Origin of the sequence: Streptococcus sanguinis (assembly GCF_013343115.1) — a bacterium.
GTDB lineage: Bacteria > Bacillota > Bacilli > Lactobacillales > Streptococcaceae > Streptococcus > Streptococcus sanguinis_H.
The window spans coordinates 1640302-1658171 of record NZ_CP054570.1 but is presented as its reverse complement, the minus strand read 5'-3'; the positions used below and the strand labels follow the sequence as shown (position 1 = coordinate 1658171).

At 47.8% G+C, this 17870-nt stretch carries 19 protein-coding genes; all 19 read left to right on the top strand.

Features of this window, described 5'->3' with window-relative positions; all coding sequences use genetic code 11:
- The first annotated feature begins 118 nt into the window (after positions 1-118).
- The 19 genes from FOC72_RS07960 to FOC72_RS07870 all read left to right on the top strand — a co-directional run bounded on the left by FOC72_RS07960 (position 119) and on the right by FOC72_RS07870 (position 17825).
- Complete coding sequence (locus tag FOC72_RS07960) at positions 119-577, top strand: MarR family winged helix-turn-helix transcriptional regulator (RefSeq protein WP_002896474.1); 459 nt, start codon at positions 119-121, stop codon at positions 575-577.
- The gene (locus tag FOC72_RS07955) at positions 570-2336 is read left to right on the top strand and encodes an ABC transporter ATP-binding protein (protein WP_032914258.1); all 1767 of its coding nucleotides are present in this window, start codon (positions 570-572) and stop codon (positions 2334-2336) included. The genes FOC72_RS07960 and FOC72_RS07955 overlap by 8 nt, the downstream gene beginning before the upstream one ends.
- Entirely contained in the window at positions 2326-4083 is a 1758-nt protein-coding gene (locus FOC72_RS07950) for an ABC transporter ATP-binding protein (protein WP_002896472.1), read from the top strand. The genes FOC72_RS07955 and FOC72_RS07950 overlap by 11 nt, the downstream gene beginning before the upstream one ends.
- Positions 4084-4382: 299 nt before the next feature.
- Positions 4383-5741, top strand: a complete 1359-nt coding sequence (locus FOC72_RS07945) for a cobyrinic acid a,c-diamide synthase CobB (protein ID WP_002896471.1) — start codon at positions 4383-4385, stop codon at positions 5739-5741.
- 1 nt (position 5742) lies between these two features.
- Positions 5743-6693, top strand: a complete 951-nt coding sequence (gene cbiB / locus FOC72_RS07940; RefSeq protein ID WP_002896470.1) for an adenosylcobinamide-phosphate synthase CbiB — start codon at positions 5743-5745, stop codon at positions 6691-6693.
- A gap of 9 nt (positions 6694-6702) precedes the next feature.
- A complete protein-coding gene (locus FOC72_RS07935; protein WP_002896469.1) occupies positions 6703-7401 on the top strand; it encodes a cobalt-precorrin-8 methylmutase in 699 nt (232 codons plus the stop codon).
- Positions 7402-8106 (top strand): cobalt-precorrin-8 methylmutase, encoded by a 705-nt coding sequence (locus FOC72_RS07930; RefSeq protein ID WP_002896467.1) that lies wholly within the window; start codon positions 7402-7404, stop codon positions 8104-8106.
- Positions 8106-9233: a cobalt-precorrin-5B (C(1))-methyltransferase CbiD gene (cbiD, locus tag FOC72_RS07925; RefSeq protein WP_002896466.1), complete on the top strand. Its 1128-nt coding sequence runs from the start codon at positions 8106-8108 to the stop codon at positions 9231-9233. Before FOC72_RS07930 ends, cbiD begins: the two co-directional genes overlap by 1 nt.
- The gene (locus FOC72_RS07920) at positions 9224-9856 is read left to right on the top strand and encodes a cobalt-precorrin-7 (C(5))-methyltransferase (protein WP_002896465.1); all 633 of its coding nucleotides are present in this window, start codon (positions 9224-9226) and stop codon (positions 9854-9856) included. The genes cbiD and FOC72_RS07920 overlap by 10 nt, the downstream gene beginning before the upstream one ends.
- Positions 9828-10397 (top strand): decarboxylating cobalt-precorrin-6B (C(15))-methyltransferase, encoded by a 570-nt coding sequence (locus FOC72_RS07915; protein ID WP_002896464.1) that lies wholly within the window; start codon positions 9828-9830, stop codon positions 10395-10397. Before FOC72_RS07920 ends, FOC72_RS07915 begins: the two co-directional genes overlap by 29 nt.
- Positions 10397-11170: a cobalt-precorrin-4 methyltransferase gene (locus FOC72_RS07910; protein ID WP_002896463.1), complete on the top strand. Its 774-nt coding sequence runs from the start codon at positions 10397-10399 to the stop codon at positions 11168-11170. Before FOC72_RS07915 ends, FOC72_RS07910 begins: the two co-directional genes overlap by 1 nt.
- Entirely contained in the window at positions 11160-12221 is a 1062-nt protein-coding gene (gene cbiG, locus FOC72_RS07905) for a cobalt-precorrin 5A hydrolase (RefSeq protein ID WP_032914257.1), read from the top strand. The genes FOC72_RS07910 and cbiG overlap by 11 nt, the downstream gene beginning before the upstream one ends.
- A 76-nt stretch (positions 12222-12297) precedes the next feature.
- Positions 12298-13023 (top strand): precorrin-3B C(17)-methyltransferase, encoded by a 726-nt coding sequence (gene cobJ / locus FOC72_RS07900; protein ID WP_002896461.1) that lies wholly within the window; start codon positions 12298-12300, stop codon positions 13021-13023.
- Positions 13020-13769 carry a precorrin-6A reductase gene (gene cobK / locus FOC72_RS07895; RefSeq protein ID WP_002896460.1) on the top strand — a complete coding sequence of 250 codons (750 nt, stop codon included), beginning with the start codon at positions 13020-13022 and terminating at the stop codon, positions 13767-13769. The genes cobJ and cobK overlap by 4 nt, the downstream gene beginning before the upstream one ends.
- A gap of 18 nt (positions 13770-13787) precedes the next feature.
- A complete protein-coding gene (gene cobA, locus FOC72_RS07890) occupies positions 13788-15227 on the top strand; it encodes a uroporphyrinogen-III C-methyltransferase (protein ID WP_002896459.1) in 1440 nt (479 codons plus the stop codon).
- Positions 15228-15240: 13 nt separating this feature from the next.
- A complete protein-coding gene (locus tag FOC72_RS07885) occupies positions 15241-16008 on the top strand; it encodes a sirohydrochlorin cobaltochelatase (RefSeq protein WP_002896456.1) in 768 nt (255 codons plus the stop codon).
- Positions 16009-16017: 9 nt separating this feature from the next.
- Positions 16018-16719, top strand: coding sequence for a cobalt-factor II C(20)-methyltransferase (locus tag FOC72_RS07880; protein ID WP_002896454.1), 702 nt, complete (start codon positions 16018-16020; stop codon positions 16717-16719).
- Between the two features lie 69 nt (positions 16720-16788).
- Positions 16789-17523, top strand: a complete 735-nt coding sequence (locus FOC72_RS07875) for an energy-coupling factor ABC transporter permease (protein WP_002901131.1) — start codon at positions 16789-16791, stop codon at positions 17521-17523.
- Entirely contained in the window at positions 17520-17825 is a 306-nt protein-coding gene (locus FOC72_RS07870) for an energy-coupling factor ABC transporter substrate-binding protein (RefSeq protein WP_002896451.1), read from the top strand. The genes FOC72_RS07875 and FOC72_RS07870 overlap by 4 nt, the downstream gene beginning before the upstream one ends.
- Positions 17826-17870: the final 45 nt, after the last annotated feature.

The following is a 17870-nucleotide window of genomic DNA, read 5'->3' as shown; positions in this document are numbered from 1 at the left end:
TATCTAAAAAATAGTTCTCATAGAAACTTTTTTCTTGACATCTTTCTTCTATGTGATAAAATAGTTCTCATGAAAACTAATTAGTTCTCACGAGAACCAATCTAGGAAGGAAATTTTGATGGAAAAGCCTTTGTTAGAAATGAAGCGTTTTGGACGAAAGATTCACCTCATAGTGGAAAAGCTTGCTAAGGAGCACGGGATTGAGTCCATGGCTGGGCCTCAGGGGCAGGTCTTGCATATTGTCGCCTGTCGTACGGAAGAAGGGAAGGATACTCTTATCAAGGATATTGAGCAGAAGTTGGATATTTCTAAATCGGTGGCCTCTAACTTAATGAAAAGGATGGAGAAGAACGGCTTTATCCAACTGGAAACGAGCAAGACAGACAAGCGGGCTAAGTATATCCGCCTTACTCCGCAGTCGCAGGAAAGAATGAAGAAAATCCGTGACTTTTTTGATGAAATGGATCGTGCTATTTTGAATGGTGTTTCTGAGCAAGAACTGCTGATTTTTTCACAAGTCATGGCCAAGTTTTATCAGAATATCGAAAGTTTAGAAAATGGAGGAAAAGATGTTTAAGTTATTTAAACGGCTGACGGCAAGGGAAGTGAGCATGATTGTTCTTAGTGTGCTCTTCACCTTCCTGACGGTATATTTGGAATTAGAAGTTCCGACCTATATTTCGACGATTACAGAGCTATTGCAAACATCAGGAACTGGTTTGGCGGATTTGTGGGAGCCAGGTCTGAAAATGATCGGCCTGTCTTTTGCTAGCTTGCTGTCAGCTATCTCGGTTGGCTTTTTTGCGGCTCGTTTAGCTGCCAGCTTTACCCAGAGCTTGCGGAGCGATATTTTCAACCGTGTGCTGGACTATTCGCAGACGGAGATTAAGAAATTTTCAATCCCTAGTCTGCTGACTCGGACGACGAATGACATTACCCAGGTACAGACCTTAATTACCATGGGGCTGCAGGTCGTGACCAGGGGACCGATTATGGCGATTTGGGCTATGACTAAGATTATTGGCAAGTCCGAGAACTGGCTGACAGCAGTTCTTATTGCTGTTCTTGTTAATATCCTGATGACAGTAGTTTTGGTTACACTGGCCTTTCCCAAGCAGTCAGTGGCGCAGCGCTTGGTCGATAAGCTAAATAGCGTCACTAGAGAGAGTCTGACTGGGATTCGCGTGGTCCGGGCTTACAATGCTGAGGATTATCAGGATGAGAAGTTTGCGGCGGCCAATGATGAAGTAACCCGGCTCAATCTTTTCATTGGTCGTCTGATGGCCATGATGAATCCAGTTATGATGGGCATTTCTAGCGGTTTGACACTGGCGATTTACTGGATTGGTGCTTATTTGATTCAGGAGTCTGGACTGCAGGAGCGCCTACCACTCTTCAGCGATATGGTCGTCTTTATGTCCTATGCTATGCAGATTGTGATTGGGTTCTTGCTCATGGGCGCTCTCTTCATCGTCCTGCCTCGGACCATTGTATCCGCTGGCCGGATTAATGAAGTACTGGACCTGCATTCTTCTATCACAAGTCCAGAACAGCCTAAGGCAGCAGCAGATAGCAAGGGAGAAGTGGTCTTTCGAGATGTGTCCTTCCGCTATGCTAAGAATTCTGAAGCGGTCATTGAGCATGTTAGCTTTACAGCGCAGGCTGGTGATACCGTGGCCTTTATCGGTTCAACTGGTTCAGGGAAATCCACGTTAGTCAATCTCATCCCTCGTTTCTACGATGTGACTGAAGGAGAGATTTTGGTAGATGGTGTCAATGTTCAGGATTACCAGCTGGAAGATCTGCATAATAAGGTCGGCTACATCCCGCAAAAGGCTGTGCTTTTCTCTGGCGATATTGAGAGCAATCTGGACTTCGGTCAAAGCAAAGAAAGCCCGCTGGATGAGCAGAAAATGTGGGATGCTCTTGACCTGGCACAGGCTAAGCCCTTTGTCCAAGAGAAGGAAAAGGGGCTGAAAGCTGAAGTGGCTCAAAGCGGAACCAACTTCTCTGGTGGCCAGCGTCAGCGTTTGGCTATTGCCAGAGCATTGGCTCGTAAGCCAGAAATCCTCATCTTTGATGATTCTTTCTCAGCCCTAGACTATAAGACAGACCGCATTTTGCGCAAGGAACTGGCTGAGCGGACGCAGGATATGACCAAGCTGATCGTGGCGCAGCGGATTTCTACTATCATGGATGCGGATCAAATCTTGGTCTTGGATGCTGGTAAGGTAGTCGGTCAAGGTACCCACAGAGAGCTTTTGGCCAGCAACGAAGTCTATCAAGAAATTGCCTACTCACAACTATCCAAGGAGGAATTAGAAAATGGAAAATAAGAAGCCTTCATTATTTAGCCAGATACGGCCTTATCTCAAAGGCTTCCAGCTTCCTCTTGCTTTGGCATTTGTGGGAGCTGTCTTGTCAAACATTATCACGGTCTATGGGCCAAATAAATTAAAAGAAATTACCAACCTCATCTCTGATGGTCTGGCTACCAGTATTGATTTGAAAGCTGTGTCTCAGATTGCCCTTCTGCTGACCGTGCTCTATGCAATCGGAGCCTTGCTCAACTACGGCCAGTCCTTTATCATCAGTACGGTTATCCAGTATTTCTCCAAGCGGCTGCGGACAGCCATTGCAGAGAAGATAAACAAGCTGCCGTTGGGCTATTTCGATGGTCATTCTCAGGGGGATACTCTGTCGCGCGTGACCAATGACGTGGATACAGTCGGCCAATCCCTCAACCAGAGTTTGGGTAATGTTATCTCTGCCAGCCTGCTCTTGGTGGCTGTGGTTTTGACCATGTTCTTTATGAACTGGATCTTGGCCTTGGTAACCATCTTGGCTACTATACTCGGCTTTGTCTTTGTCGGCCTCATCATGGGCAAGTCCCAGGGCTATTTCACCGCCCAGCAAAACGATCTGGCTGCTGTCAACGGTTATGTGGAGGAGATGTACTCCGGCCATAATGTCGTTACCAGCTATAATGCTATTGAGCAGTCTAAGGAGCGCTTTGCAGTTCTTAATCACAATCTCTATAACAGTATTTGGAAGTCTCAATTTATCTCTGGCATGATGATGCCGCTCATGTTCTTTACGGGGAATTTTGCCTATGTGCTGGTTATTTTGGTCGGTGCTGCTCTGGCGATTAATGGCTCTATTAGTATCGGAATTATTGTCGCCTTTATGGTTTATGTGCGGACCTTCTCTCAGCCGTTGTCACAGATTGCCCAAGGTATCGCTGTCTTGCAGCAGGCTGGTGCAGCACTGGTTCGTGTCCTTGAATTTCTGGCTGAGCCTGAGATGGAAGACGACCAGCATAAAGAGCAGCAGCTTGCTGCTGTCAAGGGAGATGTTGCCTTTGAAGATGTCTTCTTCGGTTACAAGCCAGACCAGACGATTATTCATGATTTCTCAGCTCGGGCCAAAGCCGGACAGAAGATTGCCATTGTCGGCCCGACGGGTGCTGGTAAGACGACCATCGTTAATCTGCTCATGAAGTTCTATGAAATTAATAAAGGGCGTATCAGCATTGATGGTATAGATATTAAGGATATGAAACGCTCCGAGGTTCACGATGCCTTTTCAATGGTCTTGCAGGATACCTGGCTCTTTGAGGGGACGATTCGGGAGAACTTAATTTACAATCAGGAGCATGTGACAGATGAAGCAGTTGTTGCCGCAGCGAAGGCGGTCGGTGTTCATCACTTTATTATGACTCTGCCGCAGGGCTATGATACAGTGCTGGATGACACGGTCAACTTATCGGTTGGTCAGAAGCAGCTGCTGACCATCGCTCGTGCTCTGCTGAAAGATGCACCGCTCTTGATCTTGGATGAGGCAACTTCGTCAGTCGATACGCGGACGGAGGAGCTCATTCAAAAGGCTATGGACAAACTCATGGAGGGCCGGACTTCCTTTGTCATTGCTCACCGCCTGTCCACTATCCGTAATGCAGATCTTATCTTGGTCATGCGCGATGGGAATATCATCGAGCAGGGCAACCACGATGAACTCATGGAGCAGAATGGCTTCTATGCGGACCTCTATAATAGTCAGTTTGTAGAGGAAGATGCAGGTTGATGCTCAAATAAAACATCAGGAATGTTCGTTTTTCTGATGTTTTTTTAAATTTAACAGAATTGTAAAAAATGCTCAATTTTCAGTGAAGACGCTCTAAAATCCTGACTTTTTTCGCAGATGCTCTATCAAAAACTTGACAGTTTTTATGCTTTATATTAAAATAAATTTAATATAAGAACTGGAAGCGAACACAACGGGGTGTTTGCTCTACATATAAGTGAGCAACGGTGCTACAAAAAAATAAAAATTCCTTATTTTTTTTGTAGTACTTTTTTTATCAGCGAATCTGGAGTAAAGCGATGAAGCAATTTATGCTGGCTGGTGTTTCCAGCGGTGTTGGAAAGACTACAGTTACCCTAGGGATTTTGAAAGCTCTGGCAGACAGAGGTTATCAGGTTCAGCCTTATAAGGTAGGACCTGATTATATTGATACAGCTTATCATAGTCGGATTACCAAGCGACCGTCGCGGAATGTGGACAGCTTTATGATACCGGACGATCAGAGTCTGGCTTGGTCCTACTATAAATGGCATGGAGACGCGGATGTGGCAGTAGTCGAAGGAGTCATGGGGCTCTTTGATGGTCTGGGAACGGACAAGGACTGTGCGTCTTCTGCTTCTGTTGCTAAGAAGTTGGGCATTCCGGTTGTCTTGATTATTGATGGGAAGGCGACATCCACCTCAGCAGCTGCTATGGTCCATGGCTTTGCGACTTTTGATCCGGATTTGGATATTGCTGGGGTCATTATCAATCGGGTGGCTTCACAGACTCACTTTGAACTCATCAAGGGCGCCATTGAGCGCTACACGGATGTGGAGGTGCTGGGCTATCTGCCTAAAAATGCGACAGCAGAGCTGCCATCACGTCACCTGGGTCTAATCCCTGACGTAGAAATGGATGATTTAGACCATCGATTTGAGGACTTGGGAGCGGCAGCAGCCAAGCATATAAATCTAGACAGGCTGCTGGAAAAGGCAGAACTGCCCGATAAGCAGATGGCCAATCCTTTTCATATTCGAAACGACCAGCCCTTAACTTTGGCTTATGCTTTGGATGATGCTTTCCACTTTTACTACGAAGACAATCTGGACTTTCTAAGAGAGCTCAATGTCCAGCTGGTACCTTTCAGCCCCCTGAAAGATAAGGAACTGCCAGCAGCAGATGCATATTATTTTGGCGGCGGTTTTCCAGAAGTCTACGCTCAGGATCTGATGGCAAATACTGATTTCCGAACTTCGGTTAAGAAAGCTCACGAGCAGGGCCGGCCAATCTACGCAGAATGCGGCGGCCTCATGTATCTGGGAGAGCTGCTGGAAGTAGAGGGTCAGGTCTATGAAATGGTCGGCATTTTCGAGGGCAAGAGCCTGATGACCCCCGGCCTGAAAAGCTTTGGTTACTGCCAAGCAGAAACGCAGGTAGACAGTCTTTTTGGTCCTAAAGGTACAGCGGTCAGGGGACATGAGTTTCATCATTCGGTCTTTGAGACGGAGGAAGATACGGTCCTCAAGCTAGAGAAGGCCAGAGACGGTCAGGTCGTAGCTGCCTGGACAGGCGGTTATCAAAAGGGCCGGACCTTTGCTAGCTACCTGCATGTTCATTTTTATCAGGATGAGCAGCTGCTGGCCAACTGGCTGAACTATATCAAAGAGGCGAACTGATATGACACTCATTGCAATTTTTTTGGCTGTCTTACTGGACTGGCTCATTGGCGACCCCTATAGCTGGCCTCATCCAGTCAAGTGGATGGGTTCCTACATTTATTTATGTATGCGCTCGCAGGAGAAAAGGCAGTTTTCGCCCTATCTGTTTGGCTTTTTCCTCTGGCTGACAACAGTTGGACTGGCGATGGGAGTGAGCTACGGGTTGCTCTGGTTGGCTGGTCTGGTTCATCCCGTCCTCTACTGGCTCGTCTGGATCTATCTGGCCTATGCTAGTCTGGCGGCTAAGAGTCTAGCTTTTGAGGCCCAAAAGGTTTACCATACGCTCAAGTTTGGCACTTTGGAAGAAGCTAGAAAGCAAGTTGGTATGATTGTCGGCCGTGAAACTTCCCAGCTGACACCAGAGGAAATCAGCAAGGCGACGATTGAGACGGTGGCCGAAAATACCAGTGACGGGGTTATCGGACCACTGCTCTGCCTCTTTCTGGGCGGCCCTATTCTAGCTATGACATATAAGGCCATCAATACCTTGGACTCCATGGTAGGCTATAAGACGGAAAAATACCGCAAAATCGGCTTTATATCTGCCAAGATGGATGATCTGGCCAATCTGATTCCTACGCGTTTGACTTGGTTTTTCTTGATTCTCAGCAGTCAGATTTTACTGCTGGATTTCAAGGGAGCTCTGCGGATTGGCTGGCGGGATCGCTACCAGCATGCCAGTCCCAACAGTGCTTTTTCGGAGGCAGTTGTAGCTGGAGCTCTGGGGATTCAGCTGGGCGGACCGCACGTCTATCACGGAGAGCTAATCGAGAAGCCGACCATTGGAGAGGCTTCCAGACCGGTTGAGGCGGATGATATTCAGACGGCGATCTCTCTGCTTTATACAAGTACCATGACAGGTTTAATCTTGTTCACTCTTTTTTATTTAGTAATGCAAGCATATTTCTAGGAGTATACTATGACATATATCCAAAACCCTTCCTCTATTGAGGAAAAGAGCTTTCAAATTATTCAGTCTATGATTACTGAAAAAGATCCTGATTATGTCTTCCATTCGGAAATGGAAGAATCTATTATCAAGAGGGCTATCCATACGACGGGAGATTTTGATTATCTCTATACCATGCGCTTTGAGCACGATGTCCTTAAAAAAATTGAAGAGGTAATCAGAGCTAAGGGGACTATCCTGCTAGACTCTAATATCTCACTCAATGGGATTAACAAGCGCGTGCTGGACCAGCTGGGTGTGGGCTACCGCTGTTTGATTAGCGATGAAGAAGTGGTTGCGCTTGCCAAGGAAAAGCAGATTACCAGAGCTATGGCGGCTGTTGAGATAGCAGCCAAGATTGAAGGACCTAAAGTGTTTGCCTTCGGTGGTGCTCCTACGGCTCTGTCTTATCTGATTGAGCTGGCGGAGCAGGGACTGGTAGAAGCGGATGCAGTGATTGGGGTTCCAGTCGGCTTTATCAATGTCGAAGAATCCAAAGAAGAACTGCTTCAGTCAGGTCTTCCTGCCCTTGTCAATCTCGGCAGAAAAGGTGGCAGCACGATTGTAGTAGCCATTATCAATGCCATTATCTATCAGCTGAGAGAAGTGGTGACGGACGACTATGTCCGCTACTCTACACCATCCAGTAAAGAAGGAGGAAAGAACTAGATGTCCTATCTAAAAGCAGCGCATAAGATTGAAGAAGCTAGTTTCAGCAAGATTCAGGAAATTATTGACCAAGAGCATCCAGATATTCATTTTTCGGATCCTTTTGAAGAGGCAGTGCTCAAGCGGGTTGTCTTTACCAGTGCAGACTTTGACTACCTCTACAATATCAAGTTTTCCAATCAGGTTATTGAGAAGATTCTCTACGTCCTCCGAAACAAGGGCACCATTTTTACAGATACAACCATGGTCTTGGGCGGTTTTAATAAGAAATTGCTGGATGATCTAGGTGTTTCTTATCGCTGTCTGGTCAATGAGCCAGCAATCTTTAAGGAAGCTAAGGAGAAAGGAATCACTCGCTCCATGGCTGCTGTGGAATATTCGGCTAAAGTGGATGGTCCAAAGCTATTTGTCTTTGGGAATGCTCCAACGTCTATCTTCAAGGTTTTGGATATGGTCGAAGAGGGGAGCTTGCAGCCGGATGCGGTTGTCGGAGTTCCAGTCGGCTTTGTCGGAGCGGCAGAATCCAAGCTCAAACTGCATGAAAGTTCGGTGCCTTCTATCGCAGCACTGGGTCAAAAGGGCGGCAGTACCATCGCAGCAGCTGTGGTCAATGCCATTCTCTACCAGCTCAAGCTCGACACTACAGACTATGAGCGTTATAGTGTTTCAGATAAAAAGCAGACTCCGGAGAAAGGAGAGGGCTAATGATGGATGAATACGCTTATGTCAATGGAAAGAAATTAAGAAAAGGTTTTACAACTGGTACTTGTGCGACGGCAGCGACTGTTGCAGCCTTGAGTATGATTCTAAATCAGGAAAGGGAAGAAAAGGTCACTGTTCATACGGCTTCAGGTGTGGAAGTGACCATGGATGTCCATAATCCTTCCTTTGGACCAGAAGAAGCGACAGCGGCCATTGAAAAAGATGGCGGTGATGATGCGGATGCGACACACGGTCTCTTGATTTATTCGACCGTGACCCTTCTGCCAGATCAGACGGAAATTGAGATTGACGGCGGTCAGGGCGTTGGGCGCGTGACCGAGAAGGGGCTGGCCTGTGATGTCGGCATGGCAGCCATCAATCCGACTCCTAGACGGATGATTGAGCAGCATGTCCGTGAGATTATCGGTCCCAACTGTGGGGCGAGGGTCATCATTTCTGTTCCTGGTGGGGAAGAAACGGCCAAGCTGACCTATAATTCCAGACTAGGTATTGTCGGTGGCATTTCAATTTTAGGAACGACAGGGATTGTCAATCCTATGTCCGAGGATAGCTGGAAGGCATCCATCACGATCGAGTTAACCATGCTCTACAATCAAGGGCATCGCTCAGTCGTCTTGGTACCGGGGAATTACGGTGAAGATTTTGCTACTAATACTGTGGGGATTCCAGCTGGGCGCATCGTCAATATGAGTAACTTTGTCGGCCATGTCCTCAAAGAAGTGCAGCGCATCGGCTTTACCAAGGTTTTGATGATCGGTCACATGGGCAAGTTTGTCAAAGTGGCGGCTGGGATTTTCTCTACCCACAGCAAGGACTCGGATGCTCGTATGGAAACGCTGGTGGCCAATCTAGCCCTGATGGGGGCGCCTATTGAGCTGCTGGAAAAGGTTGACAAGTGCTTGACGACAGAGGCAGCTGGAACAGCCATTAAGGAATTTTCTTATGAGGGTGTCTATCAGGTATTGGCGGATAAGATTAAGGCTAGAAGTGAGCGTCTGCTTCGCTATCGTAAGCCAGAAGTCAATATTGAAGTGGTCGTCTTTGGGACTGAGGAAGGCTATTTGGCATCAACTCAGCCTTTAGAGCAGATAAAGGAGGAATGGACATGATTTATGTTATCGGAATTGGTCCGGGAGATCCGAGCTATGGTCTTCTGGGACAGGAAGCCTATTTTGAGAAGGCTGACCGTATTTTGGGCAGTGAACGCCATCTGGAAATTTTACCACCTGCTTATCGGGATAAGGGCCTGGTCCCTCCTAAAAAATTGGCTGCGTTAGCAGAATTGCTGGAAAGCTTTGGTGAGGATGAGGAAATTCTATATCTGGCCTCAGGCGACCCGCTGATTTACGGCTTGGGCAAATGGCTGTCAGAGAAGTTCAAGGGGCGTGTGGTTATCTCGCCGGGTATCAGCGCCATGCAGTATCTGGCCAGCAGAATTGCCCTGCCTATGAACGATGCTTACCTGACGAGCAGTCATGCTAAGGTGCCTAACTTTGACTTGATTATGAGTTTGTCAAAAGTCTTTATGGTGACGGATCAGAAAGTTGGCCCCTACGAGATTGCTCAAGAGGCCGTTAAAAGAGGTTTGGATAAGGTGCTGGTCATTGGTGAGCAGCTGAGTTATGAAGACGAGCGTATTACCATTCTGCCTGCGAGTGAGGTAGAAGATAGAGAATATGAAATGAATGTGGTGGTGGTGTTAGATGAGGGATTCGGAATTTATCAGGGCTAAAGTCCCTATGACTAAGGAAGAAGTCAGAGCCATCAGTTTGGATAAGTTGGAGCTGCATCGAGCCAAGCGCATGCTGGATGTCGGCTCTGGAACTGGCAGTGTCACGATTCAGGCAGCCCGAACCTATCCAGAACTGGAAGTGGTGGCAGTGGAGCGCAATGAAGATGCGGTGGCCTTGACGCAGGAGAATATCCAGCACTTTGGCTGCCACAATGTCCGTCTCCATCAAGGACTGGCTCCGATTGAGCTGGAAGGCAGCTTTGATGCCATTTTTGTCGGAGGAACCGGGGGCAATATGCAGGAGATTTTCGACTGGTGTGCCCAGCTCATGGAGCCGGGCGGCCGGCTGGTCTTGAACTTTATCCTGCTGGAGAATGCTCTGGAAGCAGCTCAAATAGCGGAGCAGATGGACTGGGAGGATTTAGAGATTGTCTCGGTTCAGGCTAGTCGCTGGACAGCTATAGGCAAGGGGCACTACTTCAAGCCCCAAAATCCGACTATTATCGTTTCCTGTAAGAAAAAAGAAAGAGAGGCTAATTGATGTCCAAAGTACATTTTGTTGGAGCAGGCCCAGGTGATGTGGAGCTGATTACGCTCAAAGGTTACAAGCAGCTGTCTGAGGCTGATGTGGTCATTTACGCAGGCTCCTTGGTCAATCCAGACTTGCTGAACTACTGTAAGGAAGGGGCTGAGATTCATGATAGCGCCAGCATGCACTTGATGGAAATCATCGATGTCATGGAGGCTGGAGTCAAGGCTGGTAAAGATGTGGTTCGCCTGCAGACGGGAGATTTCTCCATCTACGGCTCCATTCGAGAGCAGATCGAAGAAATGAAGAAGCGCGACATTGAGTTTGACTGTACGCCGGGCGTCAGCTCTTTTCTGGGAGCTGCTTCCAGTATCGGGGCGGAGTATACTGTACCAGAGGTTTCTCAAAGCCTCATCATCACTCGGATGGCTGGCCGGACGCCTGTGCCAGATCGGGAATCCCTGAAAAGCTATGCTCAGCATCGGACCTCTATGGCCATCTTCCTATCCGTTCAAGGCATTGAAAAGGTCGTCAGTGAGCTGATAGAGGGTGGCTATCCTCCAGAAACGCCTGTGGCTGTCATTTACAAGGCTACTTGGCCGGATGAAAAGAAGGTCTTTGGCGATTTGACAAATATTGCTGAGAAGGTCAAGGAAGCTAAGATTAGAAAGACAGCTTTGATTTTGGTCGGTGACTTTTTAGGTCAGGAATTCTACTATTCTAAGCTCTACCATGCAGATTTTCAGCATGAGTTCAGACGGGGGAAGAGCAGCCATGCTAAGTGATTCTCAAGCCCGCTACGCAATCGCAACAGTGACAGCGGTTGGCAAGGACTTGGCTCTGACTCTGCGGGAGAAGCTGGGCAAGGAAATCCCTATCTATACGACGCCTCGATTGGCAGATGACAGGGTCATCGCCATCGAAGGACGAGTGGTTGAGGCGCTTGGTCAGCTCTTTCAGGAAGTGGATGTTCTCATTTGTATCATGGCTATCGGGGCAGTTGTACGAGCTATTGCACCAGTCTTGAAAGACAAGGCGAGCGACCCCGCTGTGGTTGTCATGGATGAGAAAGCGACGAATGTCATCAGCCTGCTGAGCGGACATCTAGGCGGAGCCAATCAAGTGACGCGAGACATCGCAGAATTGCTCGGTTCCAATCCTGTTATCACGACAGCGACAGATGTGCAGAATGTAACAGCTCTGGACAGTCTGGCCCAATCAGTCAATGGCTGGAGGCCGGAATTGAGAGAATTCATCAAACCTTTCAACAGCTATCTAGGCAGCGGCCGAACCGTCTATTTCTATCAGGAAAAGGACTGGGTTACCGACCTTCGAGGTCTGACTCTGGTGGATGAGGAAGGACTTGCAGCTGTTCTCAAGGGAACGGAACCGTTGATTCTGCTGACTGCAGAAAAAAAGGACATTCAAAGAGAAAATCTGGCTCTCATCTATCCTCAACCTTATATCTTAGGAGTTGGTGCTAGAAAGGATGTGGCTCCTGCTGTCTTCCGAGAAGGCTTTGAGGAATTTTGTCAGCAGCAGGGGATTTCTGCCAGCGAGATTTCCAAAATCGTCAGCATTGATGTCAAGAAGGATGAAGCAGCTATTCTAGCCTTAGCTGAGGAATTGGGCTGTCCCTTTGAGACCTTTAGCAAGGAGGAGCTGTCTGTCGTAGCAGATCGCTACCCTCAGTCAGAATTTGTCAAAAAGACAGTCGGAGTCGGCAGTGTCGCCTTGGCCAGCGCAGATCTGGCCAGTCAGGGTCAAGTCCTGACTGAGCGCTTTGCCAAGAACGGCTGTACCTATGCGCTTGCAAAAGCAATAACCAAAAAGTAAATCAAAAAGAGCAGACGGTCTTATGATCTAACTGTTCTTATAAAATTTTATCATACCTATAAAGGAGAAAAAATATATGTTATACGTTATCGGATTAGGCCCAGGTAAAGAAGAATTGATGTCACAAGAAGCATTGGCTGCTATAGCAGATTGTGAAATTATCGTCGGCTACTCGACTTATATGAGGTTGATTCTTGATTTGGTCAAGGACAAGGAGCTCGTAGCGAATGGAATGCGCCAGGAAATCGACCGTTGTCAAAAGGCCATTGATTTGGCTAGAGAGACTGGCAAAAATGTCGGAGTTGTTTCCAGTGGAGATGCCGGAGTCTATGGAATGGCTGGCTTGATTTTAGAATTGCTGGGAGATGCCAGTGATGTAGAAGTTAAGGTGGTTCCAGGTATTACAGCTAGTCTGGGTGCTGCTGCAGTTATGGGTGCTCCCCTCATGAACGACTTCTGTCATATCAGTCTGAGTGACTTGATGACGCCTTGGGAAATGATTGAGAAGCGTCTGCATGCCGCAGCTCAAGGTGACTTTGTAGTCTGCCTTTACAACCCTCGGAGTAAGGGACGTCCAGACCATCTGACAAAAGCACTTTCTATCATGTCTGAGTACAAGTCAGAGGATACCATTGTCGGTATCGGTAAGGACATTGGCCGTAAGGATGAGGAAATCATCTTGACGACTATCAAAGACTTGGATGAGACTTTAGTAGATATGACGACAATCGTTATCGTTGGTAACAAAGAAACTTATGTTAAAAACGGACGCATGATCACACCTCGAGGATATACTTTATGATGAAATTACTGCTGGGAGGGACATCCGACAGCACCGCTATTTTAGAAGTGCTTGACCGATTAAAGATTGATGTGACCAGCTCTGTTGTCACAGACTACGGCCGGCACTTGGCTTCCAAATACGGCCAGCCGGTCATTCAGGGCCGGCTGACAGCCGAAGACATGGTTGCCTTTATCAAAGAGAATGATGTGGATGAAATCATTGATGCGACCCATCCTTTTGCGGACATTGTGTCCAAGGAAGCCATTCGGGCGGCAGAGATGGCCGGTGTATCTTACCTGCGCTTTGAGCGTCAGGCGACCTTGGATTTGAGCGGGGCCATCGTGGTGCATTCGACCCAAGAAGCAATTGATGAGATTGCCAAGCGCGGCTACAAGACAGTCTATCTGGGAACAGGCAGCAAGACCTTGCCGCTCTTTGTCAATGGTCTGCCAGAGCAGCGGATTGTTGTTCGCGTTCTGCCGACTTCGGAAGTGCTTCTGGCTTGTGAGCAGCTGGGACTGGTAGCGGATCAGATTGATGCGATCAAGGCTCCATTTTCCAAAGAGTGCAATAAAGAGCTCTTGCTGCGCTCGGGAGCAGACGTCTTTGTTTCCAAGGAAAGCGGTACTGTTGGCGGTATTCGTGAAAAGATTGACGGCTGCCAAGAGCTGGGGATGGACTGCATTATCATCTCTCGGCCAATTGTGTCCTATCCGCAGATGGTTTCTAGTTTAGAAGAGCTAGAAGCTTATCTGACAAAATAGCTAAAAAAAGGAGAAAAAATGTCCGGTTTAGTAACATTACTGGGAGCAGGTCCAGGCGATGCGGAGTTGTTGAGTCTCAAAGGCAAGAGACGGCTTCAAGAAGCAGATGTCTTGGTCTTTGACCGCTTGGTCAATCAAGAGCTCTTTCAGCATCTAAAGTCTGACTGCGAAAAGATAGATGTGGGTAAAAAGCCAGGCCAGCCCTGCATCCGACAGGAAGAGATTGAAAAGATTCTCATCGAAAAAGCCCGTCAGGGCAAGCGGGTAGTCCGCCTCAAGAGCGGTGATCCCTATATCTTTGGCCGAGGCGGAGAAGAAGGAGTCAAGCTGGTGGAAGCTGGCGTGGACTTTGAAGTGGTGCCAGGTATCACCTCTGCTGTGGCTGGTCTGACCTATGCAGGGATTCCTATGACTTATCGGGATGTAGCGACTAGCTTCCATGTCTTTACAGCCCATCTCAAGGATGAGACAGAAATGCTCAACTGGGAAGCAATTTCTAAGCTCAAAGGAACTCTGGTCTTCCTCATGGGCATGAAAAATCTGCCTACCATCGTCCAAGAGCTGACGGCTAGAGGCTATGGCAAGGACAAGCCAGCCGCCATCGTTGAATGGGGAACCCATCCTCAGCAGCGCTCGGTAGACGGAACCTTGGGCAACATAGTCGAACTAGCAGAAGCTAAGGACTTTAAGGCACCGAGTGTCATCGTGGTAGGTGATGTCGTAGCCTATAGACAGCAGCTGAATTTCCATGAGAATCTGCCGCTTTTCGGTCGGAAAATCCTTATCCAACAGTCAGAGACTGGCAGACTTCCTCGCTTGCTCAAGGATGCTGGAGCTGCGCTGACCACTTTCCCAGCTCGAGATTTGGTTGAAGAGTTAGAATTGCCTCTGCCGGATTTGGAGCAGGTAGATGGCCTCCTCTTTGCAGATATGCAGAGCTGGCCGCTCTTCTTGAAAGCCCTCCGCAAGGCAGGCAAAGATTTGCGCAGTCTGCCGCACATCCGCTTTGCAGCTATTGGTCATCATACGGCTAAATCTATCGAAGCGAGCGGCATTGTGCTGGATCGGATGACGCCACAGCAGTCGGATAGGGATTTTGCAGCTGCTCTTGAAAAAGAAGGCGGCAACTGGTATATTCTGACAGCCGAGCATAAAAAAGCCAGTCTAGCAGAACTCTATTCGCTGCCGATTATTGCTAGCCACAGGTTGACCTTTGACAGTCAGATTAACAGTGACAATTGGTCAGAGATTGAAGTAGTCTGTCTCCCGAACTCTGCTGCAGCCATGAACTTTGTAGCAGCTAGTCAAGAAGCTGGATATGACTGGAAGGATGTTCCAATCGTTGTCATGGGTGCTAGCACGCGGGCTGTTTTAGCAGAAGCAGGCTTTAGCAAGATTGTTGAGACGGATGAAGCGACTATTGCTTCCATCGTTGACAAATGTCGGGAAATTCTCTGAAAGGAGGTGAATCATGAGTAAAGCTATAGTAGTAGTCAGTTTCGGAACGACCTATCCCGAGACCAGACGCAAAACAATCGAGGCCTGTGAGCAGGCTATTCAGGAGCGTTTTCCAGACTATCCGGTCCACCGAGCTTTTACATCCAATGTCGTTAGACGGCGGATTAAGAAGCAGGAAGGACTGGATATTCCTACGGTCAAAGAGGTTTTGGAGCAGCTCCTGGAAGCGGGTACTGAAGAGGTCTATATCCAGCCTCTCCATGTCATTTTGGGCAGCGAGTATGAGAAGATTCTTACCCAAGCCAAAGAGTTTGAATCGGCTTTTAAAAAGCTAGTCGTTGCCAAGCCTCTGCTCAACAGTCAGGAAGACTATGAGGCTGTCAAGGATATTCTGCTGGAACGGTATGGCCATGAGGGTCAGGATGCAGCAACAGTTTTGATGGGCCACGGCAGCCAGCATTATGCTTTTACAGCTTATGCAGCCTTGGATCATATGCTGAAGGGAAGCTCAGTCTATGTCGGCTGTGTAGAGAGCTATCCTCCGGTTGAGCTGATTGAGCAGGAACTGAAGAAAGATGGCGTCCGAGAAGTGCATCTGGCACCGTTCATGCTGGTAGCAGGCGACCATGCGACCAATGATATGAGCTCAGATGAGGAAGGTTCTTGGTATCGCTTCTTTAAGGAGCAGGGATATGAGGTTAAGGCCCATCTAGTTGGTCTGGGCGAATATCCTGAAGTTCAGCAGCTCTACATCCAGCATTTAGAAGAAATCATCGAATAGGAGGAAGGAATGGCGAAATTTTACGGAATTGGTGTGGGACCGGGTGATAGTGAGCTAGTCACGGTCAAGGCCAGTCGGCTTTTGGAAGACTTAGATATTCTCTATACACCAGAGGCTAAGAAGGGAAGCAAGAGCTTTGCATTAGGCATTGCAGAACCCTATCTGAAAGAGCATCTGGAAATCAAGCAGCGGCATTTCCCTATGGTCCTTTCCAATTCGACCAAGGAAGTCCAGTGGCAGGCTATCTCTGCTGAAATCGCAGAGGATGTGAGGTCTGGCAAGAATGTCGGTTTTATCACACTGGGGGATCCCATGGTCTATAGCACTTACAGTTACCTGCTGGCCCTGCTGGAAAAGGAAATCGACTGTCAGACTATCCCTGGTATCACCTCTTTCTGCAGCATGGCTTCTGAGCTAGGTCAGCCCCTGATCATGGATGAGGAGTCTCTGGCGGTCATGCCGGCTACAGCTTCTGCTGAGAAGATCGAGGCGGCGCTTGAGCTGCATGACTCGATTGTGATCATGAAGGTGGCCAATCACCTAGACACCGTCCTGCCCCTGCTCGAAAAGCTCGGTCTCTTGCAGCAGACTTTTATGGTTAGCAATTCTTCGACGGATAAGCAGCAGACTCTGCTGGGCCTCGATGGAATCACACCAGAAACCAAGCTGCCTTATTTTACTACCTTCCTCGTGAAAAAGAAGATTTTTTAAAATCAGAGTCTATGTTCAAGGATGAAGATTCATTCTTGTGAGCTCAGGCTCTTAGAAAAGGAAAAAAACATGAAACTATTGAAAAATAAAAAAGTAACTTTTGTTGCCTTGCTGGCTATTTTGGCGGTACTGAGTACCCAGTCTGTGTCAGCTATGCATATCATGGAAGGCTATCTTCCGCTCTTTTGGTGTATCTTCTGGTTCGCCGTATTCCTGCCTTTCTTTGTAGTAGGCTTGATGCGCATCAAGAAAATCGTTGCAGAGGATCCAAATTCCAAGACTATGCTGGCCTTGTCCGGTGCCTTTATCTTTATCCTGTCTTCTTTGAAGATTCCGTCTGTTACAGGATCTAGTTCGCATCCGACCGGGGTTGGTCTGGGGACAGCTATGTTTGGCCCATCCGTTATCAGCGTTTTGGGAACCATCTGCTTGCTCTTCCAAGCCCTTCTCTTGGCTCACGGCGGCTTGACAACTCTGGGTGCCAATGCATTCTCGATGGCAGTGGTTGGTCCATTTGTTGGTTATTTCGTCTACAAGTTTGCTAAATCCATCAAGCTTTCTACACCGGTTTCTATTTTTATCTGTGCTGTGATTGCGGACTTGGCAACTTATGCGACAACTTCTATCCAGCTCGGTTTGGTCTTCCCAGATGCTAACAGCGGCTTTGTTGGTTCTGCACTGAAATTCATGGGTGTCTTCTTGACTACTCAAATCCCAATCGCTATCGTAGAAGGATTGCTGACAGTTGTCCTCTATAACTTAATCTCAGAAAATGTCAAAGAAAGAGCAGGTCTGTTCAAATGAAAAAATACAAGAATATCATCTTAATCTTGGCTGCAGTAGCAGTCACTCTAGCTGCCTTTATCTTTGCACCTAAGGGTGTGGAATACAGTGGAACAGATGACGCTGCTGAAAAAACCATTAGCTCTATCCAAAAGGACTATGAGCCTTGGTTTTCACCAATTTTTGAGCCAGCAGGTCCGGAAGTAGAAAGTCTGCTCTTCACCCTGCAAGGCAGTATCGGAGCGGGTATCATCTTCTATGTTATTGGCTACCACAAAGGGAAAAAGCAAGGCCAACAAAAGGAAAACTCTGAACATAAATAAAAGCCTTCAACAGTATGAGAGAGCTCTGGTTCTTGATAGCGATTC

What these genes read in the sequence shown, in the direction of transcription:
- cobA (WP_002896459.1), top strand. Translation starts at nt 13,788, where the DNA reads ATGTCCGGTTTAGTAACATTACTGGGAGCAGGTCCAGGCGATGCGGAG.
- FOC72_RS07885 (WP_002896456.1), top strand. Translation starts at nt 15,241, where the DNA reads ATGAGTAAAGCTATAGTAGTAGTCAGTTTCGGAACGACCTATCCCGAG.
- FOC72_RS07935 (WP_002896469.1), top strand. Translation starts at nt 6,703, where the DNA reads ATGACATATATCCAAAACCCTTCCTCTATTGAGGAAAAGAGCTTTCAA.
- cbiD (WP_002896466.1), top strand. Translation starts at nt 8,106, where the DNA reads ATGATGGATGAATACGCTTATGTCAATGGAAAGAAATTAAGAAAAGGT.
- FOC72_RS07880 (WP_002896454.1), top strand. Translation starts at nt 16,018, where the DNA reads ATGGCGAAATTTTACGGAATTGGTGTGGGACCGGGTGATAGTGAGCTA.
- FOC72_RS07870 (WP_002896451.1), top strand. Translation starts at nt 17,520, where the DNA reads ATGAAAAAATACAAGAATATCATCTTAATCTTGGCTGCAGTAGCAGTC.
- FOC72_RS07950 (WP_002896472.1), top strand. Translation starts at nt 2,326, where the DNA reads ATGGAAAATAAGAAGCCTTCATTATTTAGCCAGATACGGCCTTATCTC.
- cobK (WP_002896460.1), top strand. Translation starts at nt 13,020, where the DNA reads ATGATGAAATTACTGCTGGGAGGGACATCCGACAGCACCGCTATTTTA.
- FOC72_RS07915 (WP_002896464.1), top strand. Translation starts at nt 9,828, where the DNA reads ATGAGGGATTCGGAATTTATCAGGGCTAAAGTCCCTATGACTAAGGAA.
- FOC72_RS07945 (WP_002896471.1), top strand. Translation starts at nt 4,383, where the DNA reads ATGAAGCAATTTATGCTGGCTGGTGTTTCCAGCGGTGTTGGAAAGACT.
- FOC72_RS07955 (WP_032914258.1), top strand. Translation starts at nt 570, where the DNA reads ATGTTTAAGTTATTTAAACGGCTGACGGCAAGGGAAGTGAGCATGATT.
- FOC72_RS07875 (WP_002901131.1), top strand. Translation starts at nt 16,789, where the DNA reads ATGAAACTATTGAAAAATAAAAAAGTAACTTTTGTTGCCTTGCTGGCT.
- cbiB (WP_002896470.1), top strand. Translation starts at nt 5,743, where the DNA reads ATGACACTCATTGCAATTTTTTTGGCTGTCTTACTGGACTGGCTCATT.
- FOC72_RS07920 (WP_002896465.1), top strand. Translation starts at nt 9,224, where the DNA reads ATGGACATGATTTATGTTATCGGAATTGGTCCGGGAGATCCGAGCTAT.
- cbiG (WP_032914257.1), top strand. Translation starts at nt 11,160, where the DNA reads ATGCTAAGTGATTCTCAAGCCCGCTACGCAATCGCAACAGTGACAGCG.
- FOC72_RS07930 (WP_002896467.1), top strand. Translation starts at nt 7,402, where the DNA reads ATGTCCTATCTAAAAGCAGCGCATAAGATTGAAGAAGCTAGTTTCAGC.
- cobJ (WP_002896461.1), top strand. Translation starts at nt 12,298, where the DNA reads ATGTTATACGTTATCGGATTAGGCCCAGGTAAAGAAGAATTGATGTCA.
- FOC72_RS07910 (WP_002896463.1), top strand. Translation starts at nt 10,397, where the DNA reads ATGTCCAAAGTACATTTTGTTGGAGCAGGCCCAGGTGATGTGGAGCTG.
- FOC72_RS07960 (WP_002896474.1), top strand. Translation starts at nt 119, where the DNA reads ATGGAAAAGCCTTTGTTAGAAATGAAGCGTTTTGGACGAAAGATTCAC.